General features: G+C 37.5%; 26 protein-coding genes. 12 read left to right on the plus strand and 14 right to left on the minus strand.

Annotated elements, in window-relative coordinates; all coding sequences use genetic code 11:
• Window positions 1–3: 3 nt before the first annotated feature.
• Together ACWPWS_RS05250 and ACWPWS_RS05255 are read right to left on the minus strand one after the other, a co-directional pair.
• On the minus strand, window positions 4–405 hold the full coding sequence (locus tag ACWPWS_RS05250; protein ID WP_454045762.1) for a GlcG/HbpS family heme-binding protein: 402 nt from the start codon (window positions 403–405) through the stop codon (window positions 4–6).
• A gap of 4 nt (window positions 406–409) precedes the next feature.
• Window positions 410–1,198, minus strand: a complete 789-nt coding sequence (locus tag ACWPWS_RS05255; RefSeq protein WP_454045763.1) for an SDR family oxidoreductase — start codon at window positions 1,196–1,198, stop codon at window positions 410–412.
• A gap of 213 nt (window positions 1,199–1,411) precedes the next feature.
• Between ACWPWS_RS05255 and ACWPWS_RS05260 the strand changes: the two genes are divergently transcribed.
• The 5 genes from ACWPWS_RS05260 to pdeM all read left to right on the plus strand — a co-directional run bounded on the left by ACWPWS_RS05260 (window position 1,412) and on the right by pdeM (window position 8,081).
• Complete coding sequence (locus tag ACWPWS_RS05260) at window positions 1,412–2,434, plus strand: ligase-associated DNA damage response exonuclease (RefSeq protein WP_454045764.1); 1,023 nt, start codon at window positions 1,412–1,414, stop codon at window positions 2,432–2,434.
• Window positions 2,431–4,011, plus strand: coding sequence for an ATP-dependent DNA ligase (locus ACWPWS_RS05265; RefSeq protein ID WP_454045765.1), 1,581 nt, complete (start codon window positions 2,431–2,433; stop codon window positions 4,009–4,011). Before ACWPWS_RS05260 ends, ACWPWS_RS05265 begins: the two co-directional genes overlap by 4 nt.
• 184 nt (window positions 4,012–4,195) lie before the next feature.
• Complete coding sequence (locus ACWPWS_RS05270; protein ID WP_454045766.1) at window positions 4,196–6,649, plus strand: ligase-associated DNA damage response DEXH box helicase; 2,454 nt, start codon at window positions 4,196–4,198, stop codon at window positions 6,647–6,649.
• Window positions 6,650–6,785: 136 nt separating this feature from the next.
• Window positions 6,786–7,388: a 2,3-bisphosphoglycerate-dependent phosphoglycerate mutase gene (locus ACWPWS_RS05275; protein ID WP_454045767.1), complete on the plus strand. Its 603-nt coding sequence runs from the start codon at window positions 6,786–6,788 to the stop codon at window positions 7,386–7,388.
• A gap of 48 nt (window positions 7,389–7,436) precedes the next feature.
• Complete coding sequence (gene pdeM, locus ACWPWS_RS05280; protein ID WP_454045768.1) at window positions 7,437–8,081, plus strand: ligase-associated DNA damage response endonuclease PdeM; 645 nt, start codon at window positions 7,437–7,439, stop codon at window positions 8,079–8,081.
• 78 nt (window positions 8,082–8,159) lie between these two features.
• Here the strand turns inward: pdeM and ACWPWS_RS05285 are convergent, their stop codons facing one another.
• Window positions 8,160–9,377 (minus strand): MFS transporter, encoded by a 1,218-nt coding sequence (locus tag ACWPWS_RS05285; RefSeq protein WP_454045769.1) that lies wholly within the window; start codon window positions 9,375–9,377, stop codon window positions 8,160–8,162.
• A gap of 149 nt (window positions 9,378–9,526) precedes the next feature.
• Between ACWPWS_RS05285 and ACWPWS_RS05290 the strand changes: the two genes are divergently transcribed.
• The 4 genes from ACWPWS_RS05290 to ACWPWS_RS05305 all read left to right on the plus strand — a co-directional run bounded on the left by ACWPWS_RS05290 (window position 9,527) and on the right by ACWPWS_RS05305 (window position 11,305).
• The gene (locus ACWPWS_RS05290) at window positions 9,527–10,117 is read left to right on the plus strand and encodes a TetR/AcrR family transcriptional regulator (protein WP_454045770.1); all 591 of its coding nucleotides are present in this window, start codon (window positions 9,527–9,529) and stop codon (window positions 10,115–10,117) included.
• A 71-nt stretch (window positions 10,118–10,188) separates the two neighbouring features.
• Window positions 10,189–10,647, plus strand: coding sequence for a hypothetical protein (locus tag ACWPWS_RS05295; RefSeq protein ID WP_454045771.1), 459 nt, complete (start codon window positions 10,189–10,191; stop codon window positions 10,645–10,647).
• Window positions 10,648–10,649: 2 nt separating this feature from the next.
• Window positions 10,650–10,952 (plus strand): DUF3817 domain-containing protein, encoded by a 303-nt coding sequence (locus ACWPWS_RS05300; protein WP_454045772.1) that lies wholly within the window; start codon window positions 10,650–10,652, stop codon window positions 10,950–10,952.
• Complete coding sequence (locus ACWPWS_RS05305; protein WP_454045773.1) at window positions 10,949–11,305, plus strand: rhodanese-like domain-containing protein; 357 nt, start codon at window positions 10,949–10,951, stop codon at window positions 11,303–11,305. The genes ACWPWS_RS05300 and ACWPWS_RS05305 overlap by 4 nt, the downstream gene beginning before the upstream one ends.
• A 44-nt stretch (window positions 11,306–11,349) precedes the next feature.
• Here the strand turns inward: ACWPWS_RS05305 and ACWPWS_RS05310 are convergent, their stop codons facing one another.
• Together ACWPWS_RS05310 and ACWPWS_RS05315 are read right to left on the minus strand one after the other, a co-directional pair.
• A complete protein-coding gene (locus ACWPWS_RS05310; RefSeq protein WP_454045774.1) occupies window positions 11,350–12,303 on the minus strand; it encodes a nitrilase family protein in 954 nt (317 codons plus the stop codon).
• 67 nt (window positions 12,304–12,370) lie between these two features.
• Window positions 12,371–13,168: a helix-turn-helix domain-containing protein gene (locus ACWPWS_RS05315; RefSeq protein ID WP_454045775.1), complete on the minus strand. Its 798-nt coding sequence runs from the start codon at window positions 13,166–13,168 to the stop codon at window positions 12,371–12,373.
• A 121-nt stretch (window positions 13,169–13,289) separates the two neighbouring features.
• Here ACWPWS_RS05315 and ACWPWS_RS05320 point away from each other — a divergent pair, with 121 nt between their 5' ends.
• A complete protein-coding gene (locus ACWPWS_RS05320) occupies window positions 13,290–13,796 on the plus strand; it encodes a pyridoxamine 5'-phosphate oxidase family protein (protein ID WP_454045776.1) in 507 nt (168 codons plus the stop codon).
• Between the two features lie 82 nt (window positions 13,797–13,878).
• Here the strand turns inward: ACWPWS_RS05320 and ACWPWS_RS05325 are convergent, their stop codons facing one another.
• The 3 genes from ACWPWS_RS05325 to ACWPWS_RS05335 form a co-directional block, all read right to left on the minus strand.
• Window positions 13,879–14,112 (minus strand): thioredoxin family protein, encoded by a 234-nt coding sequence (locus ACWPWS_RS05325; RefSeq protein WP_105682372.1) that lies wholly within the window; start codon window positions 14,110–14,112, stop codon window positions 13,879–13,881.
• 9 nt (window positions 14,113–14,121) lie between these two features.
• Window positions 14,122–15,006 (minus strand): dihydrodipicolinate synthase family protein, encoded by an 885-nt coding sequence (locus tag ACWPWS_RS05330; protein WP_454045777.1) that lies wholly within the window; start codon window positions 15,004–15,006, stop codon window positions 14,122–14,124.
• Window positions 15,007–15,161: 155 nt separating this feature from the next.
• The gene (locus ACWPWS_RS05335; protein WP_454045778.1) at window positions 15,162–15,617 is read right to left on the minus strand and encodes a cupin domain-containing protein; all 456 of its coding nucleotides are present in this window, start codon (window positions 15,615–15,617) and stop codon (window positions 15,162–15,164) included.
• Window positions 15,618–15,718: 101 nt separating this feature from the next.
• Between ACWPWS_RS05335 and pdxR the strand changes: the two genes are divergently transcribed.
• Window positions 15,719–17,146, plus strand: coding sequence for a MocR-like pyridoxine biosynthesis transcription factor PdxR (gene pdxR / locus ACWPWS_RS05340; protein ID WP_454045779.1), 1,428 nt, complete (start codon window positions 15,719–15,721; stop codon window positions 17,144–17,146).
• A gap of 73 nt (window positions 17,147–17,219) precedes the next feature.
• Here pdxR and ACWPWS_RS05345 read toward each other — a convergent pair whose 3' ends face one another.
• Window positions 17,220–18,356 carry an Atu1372/SO_1960 family protein gene (locus tag ACWPWS_RS05345; RefSeq protein WP_454045780.1) on the minus strand — a complete coding sequence of 379 codons (1,137 nt, stop codon included), beginning with the start codon at window positions 18,354–18,356 and terminating at the stop codon, window positions 17,220–17,222.
• Between the two features lie 102 nt (window positions 18,357–18,458).
• On the opposite strand from ACWPWS_RS05345, the gene ACWPWS_RS05350 reads away from it, so the two are divergent.
• The gene (locus ACWPWS_RS05350; RefSeq protein WP_454045781.1) at window positions 18,459–19,247 is read left to right on the plus strand and encodes a helix-turn-helix domain-containing protein; all 789 of its coding nucleotides are present in this window, start codon (window positions 18,459–18,461) and stop codon (window positions 19,245–19,247) included.
• A 50-nt stretch (window positions 19,248–19,297) separates the two neighbouring features.
• On the opposite strand, the gene ACWPWS_RS05355 is transcribed toward ACWPWS_RS05350, so the two are convergent.
• The 5 genes from ACWPWS_RS05355 to ACWPWS_RS05375 all read right to left on the minus strand — a co-directional run bounded on the left by ACWPWS_RS05355 (window position 19,298) and on the right by ACWPWS_RS05375 (window position 23,239).
• Complete coding sequence (locus ACWPWS_RS05355; protein ID WP_454046888.1) at window positions 19,298–19,732, minus strand: SDR family NAD(P)-dependent oxidoreductase; 435 nt, start codon at window positions 19,730–19,732, stop codon at window positions 19,298–19,300.
• Window positions 19,729–20,229 (minus strand): CinA family protein, encoded by a 501-nt coding sequence (locus tag ACWPWS_RS05360; protein ID WP_209784476.1) that lies wholly within the window; start codon window positions 20,227–20,229, stop codon window positions 19,729–19,731. Before ACWPWS_RS05360 ends, ACWPWS_RS05355 begins: the two co-directional genes overlap by 4 nt.
• A gap of 116 nt (window positions 20,230–20,345) precedes the next feature.
• Window positions 20,346–22,484 carry a catalase gene (locus ACWPWS_RS05365; protein ID WP_454045782.1) on the minus strand — a complete coding sequence of 713 codons (2,139 nt, stop codon included), beginning with the start codon at window positions 22,482–22,484 and terminating at the stop codon, window positions 20,346–20,348.
• Window positions 22,485–22,543: 59 nt separating this feature from the next.
• Complete coding sequence (locus ACWPWS_RS05370) at window positions 22,544–22,921, minus strand: hypothetical protein (protein ID WP_209784478.1); 378 nt, start codon at window positions 22,919–22,921, stop codon at window positions 22,544–22,546.
• Between the two features lie 15 nt (window positions 22,922–22,936).
• Window positions 22,937–23,239: a hypothetical protein gene (locus ACWPWS_RS05375; RefSeq protein WP_209784479.1), complete on the minus strand. Its 303-nt coding sequence runs from the start codon at window positions 23,237–23,239 to the stop codon at window positions 22,937–22,939.
• Between the last annotated feature and the right edge of the window lie 22 nt (window positions 23,240–23,261).

The following is a 23,261-nucleotide window of genomic DNA, read 5'->3' on the forward strand; positions in this document are numbered from 1 at the left end:
AATTTAAGCAATAGCATGAGCTCCTGCTTCTGCAATTTCTTTATCCTGCTCAGGGGTTCCTCCTGAAGAACCTATAGCACCAATGATTTTTCCTTCTGCATTCTTAACAACAACACCGCCCGCAATAGTCAGCAGTCCTTCATTTGAATTCAGCATTCCATAGCCATGAAAACCGGCTTCTGAAATAATACTTCCCATCACATCACTATTTACTCCGAACATAGCAGCTGTTTTTGCTTTTTTAACAGCAAAATCAATCACTCCATACACACTATCTAATCTTGCCAGTGCAACAAGATGACCTCCGGCATCCACCACGGCAATGCTCACGGGAATATTCATGGATAATGCCTTTTCTTTTGCTGCATTTAAAACCTTTTCTGCAGCTTTATAATTCAGTTCCATACTATTAACTTTTTGCTGTCCACGCCTCTGCCTGAAGCTGTTTCACAAAATCTTCGGTTTCCTTTGGATGTACATTTCTAAAATGACTGTCCTCATCTAAAGCCACATTTACAATCATTTCAGCCATAGACTGTGGATCAAGTTGATGGGCTAAAGATTCTGCGGCTCCGTCAAAAGCAGATTCCGGAGTGAAGTTGATTTTCGGATCATACCAATGGAAAATAGAATCTACTCCCCTGTCATTAAATCCTGTTCCAAATACCCCTGGATTGCAAGTTGCAATTTTGATATTAAATGGAGCAAGCTCAGTCCTCAGCCCTTCAGCAATAGATTCCAACGCATGCTTGGAAGAACAGTAGGCAGCCACATAAGGAACTGTCCATAAACCTCCCATTGATGAAGTGAAAACAATTTTACCACTTCTTTTTTCAACAAACTTTTTGATGAAACCCTGGGCAAGATTCAGTGCACCAAATACATTGACTTCGAACATAGAGCGAATGATATCCACTGGTTGTTCAGCAATTGGACCGCCTTCCATAATTCCGGCATTGCTGATTAAAATATCTATTTCATATTTCTTTAAGATATAATCAATATCCCTTTGGCTGGTAACGTCCAATTTATCCACTATAAGATCAATTCCCTGTTCTGTAGCTTCCCGGATTACATCACTCATCTGAGGATAAACCTGTGTAGTGGCAATTACCTTATGTCCTTTTTTAGCAAGCTCAAAAGCAGCAATCTTTCCGAATCCACTTGCTGCACCTGTAATTAAAATTGTTTTACTCATTGTATTCTTTTTTTATGTTGGTACAAATTTCAAAGATTTTCATAAGGATAATATTGTCTGAAAGTTCATTTTTATATTGCTGAAAAGTTCAAAAAAACTATTACCATAGAACCCTGAAAGTCAGATTTCAGATTTGAATGATAATAAAAAATAAACAGTTTATTGTAAATTGGTTAAGTTTTTGAAGCTTATCTCATAAAACCAGTCACACCATTGAAATTAATCACATTTACAAAAAAAGGAATTTACTGTCCGCAAGGAAAATTCTATATTGATCCTTGGCGGCCTGTAGATATGGCGGTTATCACCCATGGCCATGCCGATCATGCCCGTTGGGGAATGAAAAAATACCTTTGTCATCATTTTACAAAGCCTATTCTCCATCAAAGAATTGGAAAAGATATCGAATGCCAAAGTATAGAATATGGAGAAGTTATTACCATCAATGGAGTAAAACTTTCCCTTCACCCCGCCGGACATATCATTGGTTCTGCACAGATAAAACTCGAATATAAAGGATATGTGACCGTAATTTCAGGAGATTACAAAGTTCAGGATGATGGACTGAGTACTCCTTTTGAGCTGGTAAAATGCAATGAATTTGTGACAGAAAGTACCTTTGGCCTGCCTATTTATAACTGGCTTGAAGTTCCGGATTTAAATAAAAAACTCCAAAACTGGGTACTGAAGAATAAAGAAAATCATAAAACCTCTGTTTTTATAGGCTATTCTTTAGGGAAAGCCCAGCGTATTATGAAAGCAGTGGAAGAATTGGGGAAAATATATGTACACTACTCCATCGGAAAACTGAATGAAGCTTTTGAAACTGTAGGAATTGACCTTCCGGACTATACCATTGCAGATTTCAGAGAGCGTCCAAAAGAGATGGAACATGAAATTGTAATTGTTCCTCCTGCTTTACTCGACAGCAATATCATCAAAAAAATCCCTGATCCTGCTACTGCAATATGTTCTGGCTGGATGCAGGTTCGTGGTGCCAGAAGATGGCGGAGTGCAGATGCAGGATTCGCGATGAGTGATCATGCAGATTGGAAAGGTTTATTGCAGACTGTAAAAGCTACGGAAGCCGAAATTGTGCATGTTACCCATGGACAGACGGAAGTATTCTCAAAATATTTGAATGAAATAGGCGTAAAAGCTGATGTTGTAGAAACATTATTTGGCGAAGATGAAGAGGAATCTGAAAAAGAAATCACTGAAAATCCTGAATCATGAGACATTTTGCAGACCTTATCAATGCTTTGGAAACCACCAACAAAACCAATGCTAAAATTGATGCTATCATTGATTATCTGGAACGCGCTCCCGATGAAGATAAAGTATGGTTTATCGCCTTATTTACCGGAAAAAGGCCTAAGAGAAATGTTAATACCAATTACATGAAAGAATGGGCGCTGGAAATCACGAAACTTCCCTACTGGCTATTTCAGGAATCGTATTCTTCTGTAGGAGATCTTGGGGAAACATTATCATTAATTCTTCCACCTCCGGAAGAAAAAATAGAGCGCTCCTTATCAGAATGGATGAACGACATTGTCAATCTCAAAGGCAAAACAGATACAGAAAAGAAAGAATTTGTATTACAGTCATGGAACGGTCTGGATTATACAGAGCGTTTGATTTTCAACAAATTAATTGGTGGAAGCTTCAGAATCGGGGTTTCAGATAAAACATTAATCAATGCGCTGACAAAATTTTCCGGGCAGGAATCTAGTGCGCTCATGCACAGTTTAATGGGAAAATGGCTGCCTGATGAGGTTTCTTTCAAAGAACTTATTGATGCTGAAAATGTGAATCCTGACAATTCAAAACCTTATCCTTTCTGTCTTGCTTATCCTTTGGAAAAAGAAACTCAGGAACTGGGAAATCCGGACGAATGGCTGGTAGAATATAAATGGGACGGAATACGCGGACAAATCATCCGTAGAAACGATGAAGTCTTCATCTGGTCAAGAGGAGAAGAACTTATTACCGAGCAGTTTCCTGAGATTACAGAGGTCGTAAAAGCGATGAAAGGCAACTTTGTTATAGATGGAGAAATACTTGCGGTAAAGGATGGTAAGGTTTTAAATTTTAATGAATTACAAAAAAGATTAAACAGAAAAACTTTAACTAAAAAAATGTTGTCGGAAATCCCGATTGAAGTCTTTGCCTATGACTTACTGGAACTTGAAGATAATGACCTGAGGGAAAAACCAATCTCTGCAAGAAGAGCTTTGCTTGAAGAATTATTATTGAATGAGAATCCTCAGAATATCAGTCTCTCTAAAAGTCTGGACTTTGAACAGTGGGAAGAATTGGATTCGCTTCGTGAAAATTCAAGGACAGTAAACAGTGAAGGATTGATGTTAAAACAAAAAAACTCACCCTACCATTCCGGCCGGAAAAAAGGCGACTGGTGGAAGTGGAAAATCAATCCGTTTACGATTGATGCAGCCCTCATCTATGCCCAAAAAGGCAGTGGCAGACGAAGCGCTTATTATACGGATTATACTTTTGCTGTGAAAAACGGAGATACTTTGGTCACCATAGCCAAAGCGTATTCAGGATTAACGGATAAAGAAATTATGGAAGTGAGCAGGTTTGTTACTAAAAATGCCATTGAGAAATTCGGACCTGTGAGAACCGTAAAAGCAGAACTGGTTTTTGAAATTGCATTTGAAGGCATTGGTTTCAGCAACCGTCATAAAAGTGGTGTTGCGCTCCGGTTTCCAAGAATTGTAAGATGGCGGAAAGATAAAACGGTGGATGAAATTGATGATTTGGAAGAAATTAAAAAATTAATACAATAATATTTTTGGCGCAACGACCGCAAAAGTTTTCATGTTATTTATGAATATTTTTTCGATCGAAAAGGCACTGTGTTCAGCTATTATGAAATGTTGTCTTTGCTGAGTGAAACGCCATTGCGAACAAAAAAATGAAACCAATATAAACCCTTAGCGTCTTTTGCGTTAAAATTAAATTAAAATAGATTTGGCAGCATTCGAACATACCGACGGATTTAAGATCATTCAGCAATGGATGACCGGTAAAGGTATTGAACCTTTTAAATTTCAGCTGGAAACCTGGAAGAAATTTGAAAACGGATACAGCGGAATGGTAGTTGCTCCTACCGGTTTTGGAAAAACGTTCTCTGTTTTTTTAGCATTAATTTCTAACTTCCTGAATCATCCCGATCAATATAAAAAAGGACTGAAAATGATCTGGATAACACCGCTTCGTTCTCTATCCAAAGATATTGCTAAAGCCATGCAGGAAGCAATTGATGAAATAGGGCTCGACTGGGCTGTAGGAGTAAGAAACGGCGATACTGATCCAAAAGTAAGACAGCAGCAGGTTAAAAAAATGCCTGAAATTCTGGTGGTAACCCCCGAAAGTCTCCATTTGCTACTGGCTCAGAAAAATAATGAAACTTTTTTCAGGGATATGAAATGTATCGCTGTAGACGAATGGCATGAGTTACTCGGTTCAAAACGAGGGGTAATGGTAGAACTCGGCATTTCACAGCTTAGAAAATATGTCCCGAAAGTTAAAATCTGGGGAATTACCGCTACCATCGGAAATCTGGATGAAGCTATGGAAGTACTCATCCCTTATGATATTAAAAAGACAAAAATTACAGCTAAAGAGCATAAAAAGATAGATATTCTTCCTGTTTTTCCTAATGAAATCGAAATATTACCCTGGGCAGGACATCTTGGAAATAAGCTTGCAGATAAAGTAGTCCCTATTATTTTGGATTCAAAATCTACCATTGTATTTACGAATACCAGAAGCCAGAGCGAAATGTGGTATCAGCTTCTGCTGGATGCTCATCCTGATTTTGCAGGACAAATTGCAATCCATCACAGTTCTATTGATGCCCATTTGAGAATCTGGATTGAGGAAAATCTAAGTTCCGGTAAATTAAAAGCTGTGGTATCCACATCATCCCTCGATCTTGGTATTGACTTTAAACCAGTTGACACCGTTATTCAGATAGGATCCGCAAAAGGTGTCGCACGTTTCCTCCAAAGAGCCGGACGGAGCGGTCACTCCCCTTTTGAAACTTCCAGAATTTATTGTGTCCCTACCCATTCTTTGGAACTGATTGAAGTTTCAGCCTTAAAAGAAGCCGTAAAACAAAAAGTAGTGGAGCCCAGAGAACCACAGGTTTTATGTTTTGATGTATTGGTGCAGTTTCTGATGACATTGGCTGTTGGTGATGGCTTTTATCCTGATGAACTCTATGAAAGAATCAAAAAAGTATATGCTTTTCAGGAAATGTTGGATGAAGAGTGGCAAAGCATTCTGGAATTTCTTACCATTGGCGGCAGCGTGTTGAAAAACTATGAAGAATTCCATAAAATAGTCATTATGGAAGACGGCCTTTATAAAGTCACTTCAAGAAAAATAGCGATGCTTCACCGGATGAATATGGGTGTTATTGTAAGTGATGCGATGCTGAAGGTGAAATTTATTTCCGGAGGTTATATCGGAATGATCGAAGAATATTTTATTTCAAAACTAAAGAAAGAGGAAAAATTCATTTTGGCCGGACGTACCCTTGAAGTTGCAATGATCAAAGATATGACAGTGTATGTAAGAGCGGCTAAAGGAAGGGCTTTAGTACCCAGTTATCTGGGAGGAAGATTGCCACTAAGCTCTAATTTAGGACATTTTTTAAGAGAAAAACTTTCACACGCTTTAAATCCAAAAGCTTCAGAAAAAGAACTCAAATTTCTGCATCCACTTCTGATCAATCAGGAAGCAAATTCTCATATTCCCAAAGAAAATGAATTTCTTGTTGAAATGATTAAAAACCGTGAAGGATATCACTTGTTTATGTATCCTTTTGAAGGACGTTTGGTCCATGAAGTAATGGCAGCCCTGATTGCCTACAGGATTTCAAAGCTTGCACCTATTTCCTTTTCTATGGCGATGAATGATTACGGATTCGAATTGTTCAGTGACAAAGAAATCCCGTTAAATGAAGAAAACCTGAAACAGATTCTTACCCGGGACAATCTGATGAACGATGTGATTGCAAGCATTAATTCTGCAGAAATGGCAAGACGAAAATTTCGTGATATTGCTGTAATTTCAGGAATGGTGATTCAAAATTATGCAGGACAGCAGCGCTCCAACAAATCATTACAAAGCTCTGCCGGATTGATTTTCAAAGTTCTGGAAGACCATGATCCCAATCATTTTTTAATAAAGCAGGCCTATACAGAAGTTTTTAACATGCAGCTTCAGGAACAACGGCTTGTAGAAGCCTTTAAAAGGATTGAAAAATCTGAAATTATTCTAAAACATTCCCGTTCTTTTACCCCGCTCAGCTTCCCCATCAAAGTTGACAGTCTGAGACAAACTCTTTCAAGTGAAGGATTGGATGCAAGGATTAAAAGAATGTTGAAACTATCTAATATAAGTGATATTTCATAAGGCTTTTCTGATAAATTCTTCTGCAATTTTAATCTTATTCTTAGCCTAATATTCTAAGTTAATTTTCTTGATAAGTTTAAATAATCATCGTAACTTAGAGTATACCTTCTTAGAAGTTTAAAATAAAATGTAAATAATGGAAAAATTATTCCTGGTCCGTCACGGACAGTCACTCTGGAATCTGGAAAACAGATTTACAGGCTGGAAAGATATTGATATAACTGAAGCCGGAATTGAAGAAGCAAAAAAAGCAGGTCTTGCGCTAAAAGGAGAAAGAATAGATATTGCATTTACTTCTGCCTTGGTAAGGGCACAGCATACCCTCTCCATCATCCTTAACGAAATTGGAAATCCCAATATTCCGGTCATCAAGGATAAAGCATTAAACGAACGTTCTTACGGAAATCTGGAAGGATTAAACAAAGCAGAAACCGCACTGAAATATGGTGATGAGCAGGTTCATATCTGGCGCAGATCATTTGATGTGGTTCCTCCGGGCGGAGAAAGCCTTAAAGATACTTACAGCAGAGTAATTCCTTATTTTGAAAGTCAGATAAGACCCTTATTAAAACAGGGCGAGAATGTATTGATTGTAGCCCATGGAAATAGTCTCCGTGCACTTATTATGTATCTGGAGCATCTTTCTCCTGAAGAAATTTTAGAGCGGGAAATTGCTACCGGTGTTCCTCTGACTTATGTTTTTGATGAAAAATTTCATGTAAGCCGGAGGGTCAGTTAATCCGATTTAAATAGTTTACCTTTAAGCATTAAATTTTCAATCCATCAAGTGTTTATAGCAACAAAAAAAATTTTCATCCAAAATGAAACTTTTATTCTGACCAATCAGCGGGCAGCATTCCGGGAAAAAGATAAAGCATTGATCCTTTCCGATCTTCACATCGGGAAGACTGCTCATTTCCGCAAAAATGGCATTGCATTGGCCAATCATATTATGAAAAGCGACCTGAAAAGATTATCAGCACTGATTGAATATTTTCAGCCTGAAAAATTCATTGTGGTTGGAGATTTACTTCACGCCGGAGACAATTCTGATGTGGATGAATTCTGTATATGGAAAAAGCAATATCCCGACTTACAGTTTTATCTTATTGAAGGAAATCATGACAGAATTTCAAAAGCTTTAGAGGAAAAATTATGTTTTGATTACAAAGCTGAATGGATTGAAACTGATGACATTACTTTTACTCATGATTTTGATCCGGCCAGATCCGGATTTCAGATTACCGGCCATATTCACCCCGGAATTGTGCTGAGTTCTGCGGTAAAGAATATCAGGCTTCCCTGCTTTGCGCTCACCAGCAATCAATTGTTACTTCCTGCTTTTAGTGAATTCACAGGATTGGATACCAAAAATCTGCCTAAGAAAAGTACATTTTTTGTGTTTACAGACGCGGAAATTTATGAGATTTAATACTTTGGTTTTATATCCTTGTCAAGGTTCTGAACCTTGACAAGGATTGATAAGTCTGATAAAATTATTTGTGAAATCTTAATTTTTCTTGCTTAAACGGATACTGTAGATCGTTATCAATACGGTTACCAGCAGGAACAAAGCCCCGATCCAGGGTGTACTTTCCAGCCCTAAAGAAGATGTCACAATCATTCCTCCTGCATAAGATCCGATTGCAATACCCATATTAAAGGCTGCAATATTGATCCCTGAGGCAACGTCTTCCGTTCCCGGAAGTTCTTTTTCAGCAATTTGTACCACCAATAGCTGAAGCCCCGGAACAGAAGCAAATGATAATGCTCCTAAAAGGAAAAGGGTAATAATACTTAACACTGGGCTGCTTACAGTAAAATAAAAGGCAAGCAATACCAGTCCCTGTGCGGCAAACATCCATAGAAGAGCTTTCAAAGGGTTTTTATTTGCTACTTTTCCTCCAATCAGGTTTCCTAGTGCAATGGCAATTCCATAAATCAAAAGGATAAAAGTAACGGTAGATTCCTGAAATCCTGTGATCTTCTGTAAAATAGGTGACAGATAAGTAAAAACAACAAATGTTCCTCCATACCCCATTGCAGTCATTAAAAAAGCAAAGATCAGACGTTTATTTCCCAATACCTTAAACTGGCTTTTTAATGAAGCTGTTTTGCCATTTTTCAGCGTATTGGGAACCAGTAATAAACTGGCTGCTAACCCAATGATTCCAAGGATTGAAACCCCAATAAAAGTCGCTCTCCATCCGAAGTGCTGCCCTATAAAAGTTCCCAGCGGAACTCCTGTTACAATGGCCAAGGTAAGTCCGGCAAACATAATAGAAATTGCTGTAGCTCTTTTTTCTTCAGGTACCAATGAAGCAGCAATGGTAGAACCGATGGAAAAATACACTCCATGGGCAAAACCCGTTAAAATTCTTGCCAGCACTAAAGTTATAAATCCGGGAGCAATCGATGCCAGGCCATTTCCGATAACAAACAGGAGCATAATGGAAACCAGCAGCATTTTACGTGGAATTTTCCCTGTTAATGCCGTTAATATAGGAGCTCCGATAGCTACTCCAATCGCATAAAGACTCACCAGTAAACCTGCTGACGGAATGGTAATCCCGAGATCAGATGCTACAGTGGGAAGCAGTCCCACAATTACAAATTCAGTAGTTCCTATTCCGAAGGCACTAATCGTTAATGCCCATAAAGCTGCAGGAAGACCTTTTTTAACCGTCTGCGTTGCAGTATTGATCTGTATTTCTTTTTGAAAATTCATTGTCTTATAATTTGTTGATATTGATAAGGCAAATTTCCGTCGAATATTTGTATTATAAAAATTATTTAAATTGTATTAAAGTATCAGAATAATGATAGTTTTATTTTAAGTTTAAAATTTGTTCCTTTGTACAATAATCAGCAGTTTTAATGAAGAAATCAGAAGCAACCCGACTTACTATTCTCCAGAAAGCGTTCGAATTAATCTATGTAAAAGGTTTCCAGACAACAAGCATTGATGAAATTATCGCAACGACTCAGGTGACAAAAGGTGCTTTTTACTATCATTTTAAAACTAAAGATGAGATGGGACTGGCTATTATCAACGAACTGATGAAGCCCAACTTCAGACGTAACTTTATTGAATCCCTTGAAAACAACAGAAATCCTCTGGACAATATTTATGAGATCATCCACAATCTCCTGATGGAAAATGATTTTCTAAAAGTTGAGTATGGCTGCCCTACTTCGAATTTTGTGCAGCAAATGGCACCTTGGCACACTGCCTTTACCCAGGCTTTACATGAGCTTTCGAAAGAATGGGAAGAAGCTTTTACTGAAAGTATTGAAAAAGGGAAAAAGGAAGGAATTATTAAAAAGGAAGTCAGCGCAAGAGAAGTCAGTGTTTTTATCATTTCCGGGTATTGGGGGGTCAGAAATTTGGGGAAGGTTGAAAATTCAAAAGAAGTATATCTTATTTATTTAAAGGGACTTAAGTCTTACTTCAAAACTCTTCAATAATTTTTTTATTCAAAAACATACTAATTAGTATGTTTTTATTATACCTTTGTCCTGTTCTAAAAAAATAACCTATGTACCAAACCCTTACATTTTTACATTCATTAACCCGATGGTTCGTTTTAATAAGCTTACTCTATGCTATTTACCGTTCTTTCAAAGGATTTATGTCGGAAAGAAAATTTACAGGAACTGATAATGCTGTAAGGCATTGGACCGCTATTATCGCTCATATCCAACTGATCATAGGAATGGTATTTTATCTGAAAAGCCCGGTAATTCAATACTTCTGGAAGAATCTGAATGCAGCCAAAGAATCTTTTGAACATCTGTTTTTTGGTTTGATTCATATTTCATTGATGATTACTGCCATTATCATCATCACGGTTGGTTCTGCTTTAACCAAAAGAAAACCTTCAGATAAGGAAAAATTCAAAACTATGGGCATCTGGTTTTCTATTGCGCTGATTATTATTTTCATTGCCATTCCGTGGCCCTTTTCTCCTTTTGCAAACAGACCTTATTTCAGATAATTATGATAGATTTATTTAAAACAAAAATTGGACGGCTGAGAATTCTGGCTATTCTAGAAGGAATCTCATTACTGACCCTGACAGGCATTGCCGTTCCTATGAAGTATTGGATGGGAAATCCTTTATTGGTAAGACTCATCGGCCCGGTACACGGAACATTATTCCTGCTTTTCCTATTCAGTACATTGAGTGTGGGTGTGGAACAGAACTGGAAATTCAAAGAAATAACATGGAAAGTAATTCTTGCCTGTTTTATTCCGTTTGGAACATTTTATATTGACAAAAAAATACTGAGCAAGCTATGAAAAGTCTTTTTATATTCTGTGGAATTGCCCTTATTCTCTATGTTGCCTACAGAATCTACCGATTCCAGACTTTAGATAACGGATTACCGGAGCTGCTCAAAAAAGGAGCGATAATTCTCGATGTAAGAACTGAAAAAGAATATGAAACGAGACATATAGAAGGTTCTGTAAATATTTCATTAGGAACAATCAGAGAGCGGTATATAGAATTAGATCCGGAAAAAACATACATTACAGTATGCTCTCATGGGCTTCGAAGTGTAAAAGCTGAAAATATTCTCAAAGAAAGAGGCTTCAGGCATATTCATAACGGAGGTGCCTGGACAGACCTTCAGAAAACAATGAGTCAATAAAGATAAATCTCTCCTGCATATTATTTACAGGAGAGATATATTTTTTAAATGGTTTTATCGTCAAGCCATACAACTTTTTGTTCCGGTAAATGCTCCTGCCCTATGATCTCTCTGTACAATTCAGGTCTTCGGGCTTTAATATACCTGTACCCTCCTGCCTGAGTAAGTTTTTCAGGAGTGATGACAGCAGATTCAAAACTATCTTCCCATGAATGACATTCTGCAATAATATCTCCGAAAGGATCAATAATCATGGAACATCCGTTTTTCAGCTGATCATCATCCATTCCTACAGGGTTTGAAAAAACAATATAAGCACCATTATCATAAGCTCGTGACGGAAGCCATTTCATCAGCCAGTCTCTGCCTTTCATTCCTCTAAATTCCAACCGTAAAGAAGTAGGATCAGCGACCCTCTTTTCCCACAGCTGAGGATCCACAAACCCAGCTCCCGGCCTTGTAGAAGGGGTGCACATGGTAACGTGTGGCATAAAAATAATCTCGGCTCCCAGAAGTCTTGTTGCTCTTACATTTTCAATGACGTTGTTATCATAGCAGATCAAAATTCCACATTTCCAGCCCATAATATCAAATACACAATACTCATTTCCGGGTATAAGATTCGGATTGATAAAAGGATGAAGTTTTCGGTATTTAGCCTTCAGCCCTGTTTTATCAACACATACATATGCTTTGAAAAGATTATCATATTGATCTTTTTCAAACAGACCTGCTAATAGAGTAATATTATATTTTGTGGCAATCTCCTGCAATTTTTGGATGCTCTGCCCTTCCGGAATACGTTCAGCAACATCGAGGAGTTGTTCTTTGGAAAGCTTCCTTGCGAAAGTATAGCCTGTGATTGAACATTCATGAAAAACAATCACATGAGAGCCTTTGGATGCCGCTTCAGCAGCTAATTTCTCGATAATGGACAGGTTATAAGCTTTATCCCCGCCTTTGTTTTCAAATTGTGCGGTTGAAATTTTAATATTCATTGATTTTTTTTAAGCAAAACTAGAGAGATCCGCCGCTGAAAAATTGTATAAAACCGACATGTCCGGTTTACAGCTCAATGAAATTAACAGCCATCTTATTTTCTGTATTCAGATATTGCTTGGGAGTAAGCCCGATATTATTTTTAAATTCTCTGATAAGATGTGACTGGTCAGAATATCCCGCTTCATACGAAAGCATCGTCATATTTTCATGATCAAATCCTTTATTCATAAGGCTTAAAAAGTAATGAAGACGGATAATACTTCCATATTTTTTAGGAGATATTCCCATATGATATTCAAACTTTCTTTCCAGATGCCGTTCAGAATACCCAGTGAAACTTTGCAAATTTTTGGAGGATACAGAGCCTTTATTCTGAAGAATATATTGCTGTATTGCAGCTATCATATGATGTTCAGCATGCATGCTTTCTGATAAAAAATCAGTAAAAAATGTATTCAGATCATGAATAAAAGCTAAAGGGTTTGCTTTATTAAACAGTTTTTCCTGAAATACTTCCAGCTTATTTTTCAATACATCTTCCACAGAAACAATCTGATTACTGATTTCCTTAGCAGAAGTTTTTAAAAGGATATTCAGAAAATAAGGCTGGAATACAACAGCAATCAGAGAAAATCTCCCTTTTGAAGAAAAGTCTTTATATCCGTTTAAAGCTCCGTAAAAAAAGGAAAGTGGCATATGGTCTTCTGAAATACCGGAATACAGATTCATATCCCCGGATAGAATAAGTCCGGAACTCCCATCAGTAAAAAGCCTTAGGTGCCTTATATCGCTTTCGGGATTTTCCAGAAAGATATAATGCCTGATATAAAGCGCTAAATGTTTAGGAGGCGAAATCTGCATCCATCAAATGTACGTAAAACATATTTATTGAAAAGAAATCAACGGAAGGTACCACACTTTATTCCTTTTTGGTCAGGTATTTGAATATTTTAATGAATAACAATCACTAAAATATTATATCATGTCAACACAAAATCTTACCCATCTCGAAGCGATCAAAAAAATCAAAGAACTTTCGGAAAAAGCTAGAATATGCATGTTTTGTACAGAACTGGAAACCGTTCCGGTTAATTCAAGACCCATGAGCTTACAGGAAACGGATGACAGCGGAAATCTTTGGTTTATCAGCAGTGGTACCAGTAATAAAAATTTTGAAATTAAAGAAGACCGCAGAGTGCAGTTATTTTTTATGAATAACAGTGATTCCCAATATCTTTCCGTGTACGGAGAAGCATCTGTTTATAAGGACAAAGCAACCATAGAAGATAAATGGTCCCCAATGGCTAAAGCATGGTTTGATGGGAAAGATGATCCCAACGTTACAATTATCCGTGTAGAACCTAGAGAAACCTATTACTGGGATACCAAAGCGGGAAAACTGGTAAGCCTGTTTAGTTTTGTAGCGGCTGCAATCACAGGAAATAAAACCGATAATTCTGATGGTGTAGAAGGAAATGCAACGATTTAGAAAATTCTGAATAAGCAATATATTCTCTAACAAGAAAAAAAACGGCTCAAGAAATTGAGCCGTTTATACAAGATTAATAATGCTAATTTTTCACATCTTCTATAGATGCTCCGAAATTAATATGAAGGACGTTCCCGTTTGGTGTTACTAAAGCAGGTACAGACATCACGCCTGCCTTTTCTGCGTCTTCAATTTTGTTTTTGTCATTACCCAAATGGATAATTTCAACATTTTCCAACCCTATAAGGCTGATAATATCATGTTCGGCGCTGATACATACAGGACATCCTGCATGATAAAAAATGGATTTTTTCATAAGATTGTATTAATTAATAAGGGTTTTAATAATATTTTTTAGTTCTTCTGTTTCTTTTTCATGTAAAGGTTTTAAAGGACTTCTCAAGTTCCCGCCATCTTCACCCAGAATATTCAGACCTGACTTCACCGCTCTTGGTAATCCTTTATTGACAATAAATTTTAAAAGGTCAAACTGCTGATAGAAAATTGTTTTTGCTTTTTCAAGATTTCCTTCTTCAACGGCATTGTAAAGGCTGATATTAAGTTCAGGAATAAGATTGGGTGCAGCCGTACACCAGCCTCTTGCTCCTGCAGAAAATGCGGCCAGAGCCAAGGGATTGGAACCGTTATAGAAAGCAACCTCTTCTCCCAGTTCTCTTCTCAGATGATGCATTCTTTGAATATCTCCCGTACTTTCTTTGATCATGGTTACGTTAGGAATTTCAAGCAGCCTTTTCAACAGGTTTGGTGACATATCCACTCCGCTTGTTGCCGGATTATTATAAGCCATAATCGGGATAGAAATTTTACGGGCAACGGCATCATAATGGGCAACAATCTCATCGTCTGTGAGCTTCCAATAGCTCATCGGAATGATCATCACGGCATCAGCCCCTGCTTTCTCTGCAAATTGAGCATGGTGGATCGTTTTCTCTGTGGTAAGATTGGAAACCCCTACCAGTGTTGGAATTCTTCCCTTTACCTGTTGTAAGGTAGCTTCTGTAACCTCTTCCTTTTCTTCATCAGACAGGTAAGGCATTACCCCTGTACTTCCCAATGGAGCTATACCATGACTTCCGGAAGTGATCAGCCTTTCTACCAAATGTTTGAAAAGAGGAATATCTACTTTTTCCTTTTCATCAAAAGGTGTTATGGGATAGGCAATAATCCCTTTAAATGGCACATTTTTCATTTTTTTCGGTTTAAATGTTTAAGATTATTTTAAACCATTAAGAAAAGAGTAAGTTGTTAAGAATATTCAATTGTGCTTTCCTTTGAAAAGGAAAATCATATCCAGTATCAATAAAAGTAACGAAAACAGTTTCTCAATGGTTTACCTCTGAGATCCTAAAGGTCTCTGCCTTCTTCTTCTCTCAAAGCCACTCCTAAGTTTTGCAGTTGAGGAGCGTTTTCGCAGGCAATATATTTGGCAGGTTCCGTATCACTTAAATTTTGGTGTTTATGCCAAGCCCATGAAGGAATATAAACGGCATCTCCAGCTTCCCAGTGTACTTTTTCATCCTCTACTTCTGTCCAGCCTTTTCCTTTGATTACAAATAATACCGTTTCATAAGTATGACGGTGCCTGTTCGTTTGCTGTCCGGGAGTTAATCCTCCAATCGTCATGCTTACATTTTTACTCGGAAGATCAACAAAGAAAACCGGATGCTTTCTCTCAGTAGAAAACTGGTTATGCTCACCCGCATTCTCTACATTTTTATGAATTAAATGGCTAGGTTTTACATACTTTGGTCTTGCAAAAGTTTCGTGGAAATCTTTAGAACTGAATTGTTTCTTGTCCATGATTTTAAAATTATTATGGTTTTGTGCTTTATTGCATGACAAAATTATTCTATATTTGGACTGTTTAAATGATTCAGTTTTTACATAAATAGATAGTCCAGATGTTACGTCCTTGGAAATTAGAATTAGAAATTGATAAAAAGCTTGATAAAGCCGTTTATCTACAGATTGCAGATACTATTATCACGGATATCCGCTCAGGAAGATTAAAAGCAGGAGATGCACTGCCCGGAAGCAGAAATCTTGCCCAAACCTTAAAAATTAACCGAAATACTGTGGTGGAAGCCTATCAGGTTCTTATTAATGAAGAATGGGTAATTTCAAGAGAAAGAAAAGGTATTTTTGTATCAGAAAAGCTTCCTCTGTTACATGAAAAAAATGCAGATGCAATGCATGATTCTCAAAATCAACAGGCAATGCCTAACGGAGTTCTGATCAATTTTGATGATGGTCATCCTGATAGTAAAATTGCGCCTGTCAATGAACTGGCAAGAGCTTACAGGCAAATCTTCAGTATCAAAGCCAAATGGCAGATGATGGGTTATGGAGATGAACATGGCGATATAGAGTTCAGGAAAGTGATCTCCCAGATGCTTAATCATCAGCGCGGAATGCATATTCATGAAAATGAAATTTCTATTACCCGTGGCAGCCAGATGGGAATGTTTCTTACCGCTCAGACTCTTTTAACTTCCGGAGACCAGGTTATTGTAGAAGATCCCGGATATCAGCCTGCATGGCAAGCTTTTCAATATGCCGGAGCTCAGCTTTTGCGCGTGCCTGTGGATAAAGAAGGAATCAATATAGAAGCTATTGAGAGACTTATGACAGAGCATCAGAACGTCAAAGCCATATACATTACTCCTCACAGACAATATCCTACGACGGTTACGCTGAGTCTTTCAAGAAGATTGAGATTGATTGAATTATCAAACCAATATAATGTGACGATTATTGAAGATGATTATGATAATGAATTTCATTTTGGATATCGCCCTATTCTACCCATTTCGAGTTTTCCGGAACTTCACAATTATGTGTATATCGGAACATTGAGCAAAGTGGTGGCACCAGCTTTGAGAATTGGTTATCTGGTCACTAAAAACCAGGAATTGCTGAAAAAAATTGGTGATCTGAGAAAGATTATTGACGTTCATGGAGATGTCATCATGGAACAGGCTGTTCTTCAGCTGATCAAAGAAGGAGCTGTGAAAAAGCATATCAGAAAAGCAACCGTTCATTATAAAAATAAAAGAGATTTTGTTTTTGAGCTGTTAAAAAAATGCATGATCGATATTGCAGATTTTACTTTGCCTGAAGGGGGTCTCGCCTTTTGGATTGTTCCTAAAAAACACCTGGATTGGGATGTGGTAACCCAATTATTACTGGATAAAAATATTAAGATTATCCATCCGAAACAATACAGCCAAAATCATGTAAATGGTTTCAGATTAAGCTATGGAGCACTTTCTGAGGAACAGCTGGCACAAAGTATCCCTTTGATTGCTGAGGTTATTTCTAAATTTTAAACAGATTACGCAGAGCATTAGAAACTCTGCGTAATCTGCTGAATCGGATATGTTTTAGATGATAAACTTTAAACTACTCTACTTCAAAAACCGCCTGAATTTCTACGGAAGAGCCCACAGGAATAGATGAAGCTCCCAAAGTTGCTCTGGCATGTTTTCCTTTTTCTCCGAAAACTTCAACTGCCAGATCAGAAGCAACGTTCATTAGATCTGCATGTTTTGTATAATCATCTTTGGTATTGAAAATTCCTGTAAGTTGTACGCACTGCTTCACTCTGCTTAAATCTCCTCCTACCGCTTCATTCAATACAGAAATAACATTCAGCATCGTTACTTTTGTTGCCTCTTTTACCTGCTGTTCATTAACTTCCACTCCTAACTTTCCGGGATTAAAAATTTTACCGTCTTTCAAAGCAACCTGATTGATAAATACCAGATTTCCGGAACGTACAAACGGCTGATAATTCCCTGCCGGTTTAGGAACCTGAGGAAGGGTAATATTTTTTTTCTTCAGTATTTCACTGAAATTCTGGTGATTTTCAACAGCAGCTACTGTTTTTTTAGGATGCGTATCCTTTAGTGCCCATACTACTTTTGCAAAATTTCTTCCCTGAAGTTCGGCAATATTTCGCTCTCCTTTCGTAGGCCTTTCCACATCTTTTAAAGAAGCCATGCTGGTAACTCCCAGTACTGTATTCCCCTGTGGAATCGCTTTATTCAATTCTTCTGTGCCGCGGATTCCATTAGACACCAGTACCATTCCGTGTACGGCAAGACTGTTCCAGAATGCCTGAAGTGCCAGTTCTTTTCCTGCTCCACTTCCTGCAGACATGAAAACGGTAGCCGGAATTCCTTCCAAAGCATGGCTGGTCCACAACTGAACAGTTTTCGATAAGAATTCACTCATCCCGGTACTGATGTTCCCGAAATAAACCGGTGATCCAAAGGCGATTCCATCATAATTTGTAAGTTCATCTACTGTTGCCACTGGTATATTCTTCAGATTGGGATTTTCTGAAGCTTTGACCAATTTAATATAAGGAACTGCAATGTTTTCACTTTCAATTCCTTTGGCTATTTCTTTAGCCAGGTTGTAAGTTCCTCCATTATCTGAATGGATGAGAACTAATATTTTAGCTTTATTTTGTGCCATAATGTTGGTGGTATTAGATAATAAAATTAAAATAAAAAAAAGACATAGTTTTTTCATTCTGAATAAGATATAGATTATATTGGATTAATTATTTGATATTACAAAATTACTACTGTCGTTTTTATTAAATTTGCCAAAATATACATACAAAACGACAACATGAAATGTGGACTGATTGAAAAAACGGAAAGCCAGTTTGTAGATTCTATCGAGAAAGAAGCCTATGTATGGTGCGAAAAAAACTGGAAGCATGACGATTATGAGCATATGCACAATCGTGCACAGCTTACTTTTGTAGAGGAAGGCTATCAGTATTTCCATATTGACCGGAAAATTTATCTTGTTCCACAGCATCATGTCATCTGGATTCCTTCAGAAAAAGCCCACAGAATAACATCGGAAGCCCAAACAGTCAATCTGATGGTATTTCTGTTCAAATCGGTTTTTGAAGAAGAATTTTACCAGCATGTTCAGGTATTTGCTGTTCCGCCTGTTTTAAAGGAAATGCTTTTGTATGCCTCAAAATGGAATCAATCTCTGGATGAAAATGAAGAACAGGACATCTTTTTTAAAGCCATTTTAAAGAGCCTTCCCAACTTCTGTAAGGAAAGCAGCGGTCTGGAAATTCCTGTACCTGCTGATGTAAGACTGATCCCGGTATGTAATGAGATCAATTCTCATTTTAAATATAATCTGGATATTGATGCTCTGGCGGAAAAAGCACAAATGTCTGTACGAAGCCTGCAGAGAATTTTTAAAAACGAAACAGGAATTACCTTACAGAAATATCTGCAGCTGACAAGGATTTTAAAAAGTATTGAACTGATCGATACCAGACAATACACTTTGAGTGAAGTAGCTTATAAAGTGGGTTACCAAAGTCTGTCGGCATTCACGTCATCCTATTTTGCCATCATGCAGACCAAGCCAAAGGTGAATAAGAATTAAGGGGTTTCGTCATGAGGCATATCAACAGGTTTGATTCGGGAGAGCCTTTTTCACGAAGCCAGATTTAAAATTTTCCCTGATCCCTTGGGCAGTCGGTCCTTTAAAAACAGTCTGGTCAATATGATGAGTGAAATGATATTTAACTGGACAATGTCTACTTCCCTGTGAATATCCGTATCCTGAAATTTCCCATACACTCCCTGTCCGGCATCATTCACCAATATTTCAGGGCTTATTCCATTCATTTTTAATTCGGAATAAAGAGAATAGACCTCTTCCTGTAGGAATAAATTTTTGGAGATGCTGATCACATTCACTCCGTAATTTTTGAATTCACCGGCTTTTCTTTTCAGTTCTTCATGATCTCTGGCCACAATCACAAGATCATAACCGTTCTTTCCAAAAAGTTTTGCCAGTTCATAGCCTATACCGCTTGTAGCCCCTGTAATAAGGGCATATTGATTCTTGCGTTCTATAGATTTTATTTTAAAATTAAAAGCCTGTTGAGTTCACTTTTAAAACATCCCAAAATAAATTCTGTATAATACAGCTGGGCATTCAGGGCTTGTGTTTTCGGATGCAATTCCAGTTTTTTAGTCAGAACAATCTCACCTTTGTAAGAGAATGAGAAATAGGCAAAAATTTTATAGCCGGAATTCCTGATTGGTGTACAATAGCCGGTTGTAGCGATAGACCAGTCGGAGTCGTACAATTTTGCAACATTTAATGCCATTGTTTCGGCAATATTTTCGGATACGCAATCACATTCTTCGGCTTCCTGTCTGTCCACTTTTAGTAATTTTACTTTTTCTGACAAAGAATAGGTTGTCATTCCTCCTTTGTAGAACATAGAAGCATTAGGCATCTGTGAGAAAGCCAGCTGCAAACATCCTGAAGTAACACTTTCTGCAATAGAAATGCTCTCATCGATGGTCATCAGGGATTGGCTTATATATTCAAGAAGATTTTTTTGAAAATCCATAATAATATTTTTTGTGAGGTTAAAAAAAGGCTAAAAAAAGCTGCTGAATGAATAGACAGCAGCTTTGCTTTCATATTAAAATATTTAAAATGATGGGTGTGAAGGGTGTTTTATGATTATGCGTTTCTCTCCTTTTCAAGATCCCAGACTCTGTGCTGAGCAATAGCCTTGATGAATTTATCTGTTGGATCTCCGTCCTCCCATGTAATGATTGCAGGATCCTCATGCTGTTTCGCTGATACATTGGAATTATGATAAAGTACCTCTGTATCCTTTCCAAAGTAAATTGCTTTACAGTGTTTATATGCTTCATTGATAAAATGCAGAACCAGATGTTTGTTTTCAGCCATCATCAGTTCTTTTACGGAATCTTCTCCCGGACAGATGACAAGAGCATCAAAACAGACACTTGCCGTACTGTTAAGAGAATGTTTGGGAGTCAGTTCTGAACCGTCATTCAATTTTACAGGAGCTACACTTCTTGCAATCAGTTCTACTCTGGCACCTTCTGCTTCGAGTTTTGTTTTAAGATCATTGACGATTTTGCCATCGGCGCCATTCGCCAGAATAAAACCTATTTTCCGGGTTTTAATGGTATTTTTAATGGTATTCTTCATGCTTAAAGCATCAGAAGTTTTTGTACGAGGCTCTTTTTCTTCGCTTTGAAGGTCTATGATATTACTATCTGCTGGCAGACTTTGATTGGGCCATTCCAGTTTTTTAACTTCCACTCCTAATTTTTCTGCTACTTTTCCGGCAAGATCTGTATCAATATAGGCAAGCTGACCTACCAGTCTTTCTCTGATCCCGGGACGGGTGACTTTTGACAATTCAAAAATCAATGCATTTTGAAGGTGGGTCTTCTCTGGTGTTGACTGACTGTTGTAAAATAGTTTAGCCTGTGAATAATGATCTACAAAACTTTTACTTCTTTCTCTTATTTTCTCTCCGGAAACCCTTTCCTGCTGAGAGGTAAAGCCGCCTTCAGACATCATGGCCTGAAAAGGACATCCGCCACCTATGGAATTGGGCTCATAGCTGCTTTTTCCTTTAACGATCTGCTGTCTCATATGACCATCTCTTTGGTTGTTATGAACGGTGTTGATGGATCTGTTGATTGGTATTTCATGGAAATTGGGAGATCCCAGTCTTGAGAGTTGAGTATCGGTATAGGAAAATAATCTTCCCTGCAGCAACGGGTCATTGGTAAAATCAATCCCTGGAATGATATGTCCCGGGTGAAAGGCAACCTGCTCAGTTTCTGCAAAGAAATTATCCGGATTTCTGTTTAATGTCAAAGTTCCTACAATCTCTACCGGAACTTCTTCTTCGGGAACCAGTTTTGTAGGGTCAAGAAGGTCAAAATCAAATTTGTGTTCATCTTCTTCAGGAATCAACTGTACTCCGAAATCCCATTCCGGATAATCCCCATTTTCAATAGCTTCCCAAAGGTCTCTTTTATGAAAATCAGAATCTACTCCGGAAATCATCTGTGCTTCATTCCAGGCTACGGAATGAACTCCCAATCTGGGTTTGAAATGGAATTTTACAAAATGAACTTTTCCTTCTTCATTGATGAATTTGAAAGAATGTACCCCAAAGCCTTCCATCATTCTCAGACTTCTCGGGATGGCTCTGTCACTCATTACCCACATAATCATATGCATACTTTCGGGCATCAGTGAAATAAAATCCCAAAATGTATCATGAGCAGATGCGGCCTGCGGAATTTCATTATCCGGTTCCGGCTTTACAGCATGTATCAGATCCGGAAATTTGATGGCATCCTGAATAAAAAATACAGGAATATTATTGGCTACAAGATCATAATTTCCTTCTTCTGTATAAAATTTCACAGCAAATCCACGGGCATCTCTCGCGAGATCGGTACTTCCTTTACTTCCTGCAACGGTTGAGAATCTTACAAATACCGGAGTTTCTTTTCCCAGTTCTGTTAAAAATTTTGCTTTGGTGTATTCCGCAAGACTTTTGTTAAGTTTGAAAACGCCATGAGCACCGGATCCCCGTGCATGAACTACTCTTTCAGGAATTCTTTCATGATCAAAATGGGTAATCTTTTCTCTCAGAATAAAATCTTCCAGCAATGAAGGGCCACGCTCTCCGGCTTTTAAAGAATCCTGATTGTTATTGATCTTTAAGCCCTGATTGGTAGTCAGTTTTTCATTTTCGTTAGAAGTACTGTGTACATCCAGTTGTTCTGCTTTCTTGTTGTGTTCGTTGGTGTTCATATTCATAATCTTTTTGTAGTTGGTGTATTTTCTTTCAAAAGCAGTTAAATAATGGGGCGCAGAAATTACTCTGTCTTATTTCCCAGAATTTCAAGAAGCCTGTTGATATATTCTTCCTCCTTCAGGACTTTATAATAAGCTGTTTTAGCATACAAGGTAAATGCAGGTGATTCAAATCTTATTTCAGCATCCATATCTGTAGTTTTCGTTGTGTTGTTAGAATGAAACTCCTGGATATTGAGGATATATTCTTCGAGATAAGTATCTATAACTCCTTTCAGAACTTCACAGGTAGCATTGTTTTTAATCTTTTCTAAAGACTTAATCAGAAAAGCTGTTACTCCGTAAGAATTCATAATAGACGGAAATAATGACTCATTTTCTATTGCATTATTTTTGTTATTCAATTCGGAATGTTGCAAAGTGTCGTTTTCAAATGTCATAGTCAAAAAATGGTATTAGTTATTGGAAACTTTCAAATATTGTTCAAAATAATGAAGGTCATTTTTATCTTTTATGGATAAATAAAACATGATCTGTTCCGGTTCTTTTAATCCGATACTGCCGAAACAGTCGAAATGAGCAATTAATGCCTGTATATTTTCAATATCAATATCTTTCAGAATGATAAATAAAAGAAAGATATTTTCTCTGATCTCTTTTGCATAAATTGCGGCTCCGTCCTCGAAGCACTTTCCTGTATGGGACACTTTTACAAAATCTTTGTGTCTCAGTGTTTTTATAATTTTCTGACAGTCCATATATTTTGATTTCATGATTAAA

It is taken from the genome of Chryseobacterium sp. Marseille-Q8038, from assembly GCF_965111995.1.

What these genes read in the sequence shown, in the direction of transcription:
- ACWPWS_RS05335 (WP_454045778.1), bottom strand. Translation starts at nt 15,617, where the DNA reads ATGGACAAGAAACAATTCAGTTCTAAAGATTTCCACGAAACTTTTGCA.
- ACWPWS_RS05300 (WP_454045772.1), top strand. Translation starts at nt 10,650, where the DNA reads ATGATAGATTTATTTAAAACAAAAATTGGACGGCTGAGAATTCTGGCT.
- ACWPWS_RS05320 (WP_454045776.1), top strand. Translation starts at nt 13,290, where the DNA reads ATGTCAACACAAAATCTTACCCATCTCGAAGCGATCAAAAAAATCAAA.
- ACWPWS_RS05365 (WP_454045782.1), bottom strand. Translation starts at nt 22,484, where the DNA reads ATGAATATGAACACCAACGAACACAACAAGAAAGCAGAACAACTGGAT.
- ACWPWS_RS05290 (WP_454045770.1), top strand. Translation starts at nt 9,527, where the DNA reads ATGAAGAAATCAGAAGCAACCCGACTTACTATTCTCCAGAAAGCGTTC.
- ACWPWS_RS05370 (WP_209784478.1), bottom strand. Translation starts at nt 22,921, where the DNA reads ATGACATTTGAAAACGACACTTTGCAACATTCCGAATTGAATAACAAA.
- ACWPWS_RS05295 (WP_454045771.1), top strand. Translation starts at nt 10,189, where the DNA reads ATGTACCAAACCCTTACATTTTTACATTCATTAACCCGATGGTTCGTT.
- ACWPWS_RS05315 (WP_454045775.1), bottom strand. Translation starts at nt 13,168, where the DNA reads ATGCAGATTTCGCCTCCTAAACATTTAGCGCTTTATATCAGGCATTAT.
- ACWPWS_RS05255 (WP_454045763.1), bottom strand. Translation starts at nt 1,198, where the DNA reads ATGAGTAAAACAATTTTAATTACAGGTGCAGCAAGTGGATTCGGAAAG.
- ACWPWS_RS05325 (WP_105682372.1), bottom strand. Translation starts at nt 14,112, where the DNA reads ATGAAAAAATCCATTTTTTATCATGCAGGATGTCCTGTATGTATCAGC.
- ACWPWS_RS05345 (WP_454045780.1), bottom strand. Translation starts at nt 18,356, where the DNA reads ATGAAAAAACTATGTCTTTTTTTTATTTTAATTTTATTATCTAATACC.
- ACWPWS_RS05360 (WP_209784476.1), bottom strand. Translation starts at nt 20,229, where the DNA reads ATGGATTTTCAAAAAAATCTTCTTGAATATATAAGCCAATCCCTGATG.
- ACWPWS_RS05265 (WP_454045765.1), top strand. Translation starts at nt 2,431, where the DNA reads ATGAGACATTTTGCAGACCTTATCAATGCTTTGGAAACCACCAACAAA.
- ACWPWS_RS05310 (WP_454045774.1), bottom strand. Translation starts at nt 12,303, where the DNA reads ATGAATATTAAAATTTCAACCGCACAATTTGAAAACAAAGGCGGGGAT.
- pdxR (WP_454045779.1), top strand. Translation starts at nt 15,719, where the DNA reads ATGTTACGTCCTTGGAAATTAGAATTAGAAATTGATAAAAAGCTTGAT.
- ACWPWS_RS05305 (WP_454045773.1), top strand. Translation starts at nt 10,949, where the DNA reads ATGAAAAGTCTTTTTATATTCTGTGGAATTGCCCTTATTCTCTATGTT.
- ACWPWS_RS05330 (WP_454045777.1), bottom strand. Translation starts at nt 15,006, where the DNA reads ATGAAAAATGTGCCATTTAAAGGGATTATTGCCTATCCCATAACACCT.
- ACWPWS_RS05275 (WP_454045767.1), top strand. Translation starts at nt 6,786, where the DNA reads ATGGAAAAATTATTCCTGGTCCGTCACGGACAGTCACTCTGGAATCTG.
- ACWPWS_RS05250 (WP_454045762.1), bottom strand. Translation starts at nt 405, where the DNA reads ATGGAACTGAATTATAAAGCTGCAGAAAAGGTTTTAAATGCAGCAAAA.
- ACWPWS_RS05375 (WP_209784479.1), bottom strand. Translation starts at nt 23,239, where the DNA reads ATGGACTGTCAGAAAATTATAAAAACACTGAGACACAAAGATTTTGTA.
- ACWPWS_RS05350 (WP_454045781.1), top strand. Translation starts at nt 18,459, where the DNA reads ATGAAATGTGGACTGATTGAAAAAACGGAAAGCCAGTTTGTAGATTCT.
- ACWPWS_RS05285 (WP_454045769.1), bottom strand. Translation starts at nt 9,377, where the DNA reads ATGAATTTTCAAAAAGAAATACAGATCAATACTGCAACGCAGACGGTT.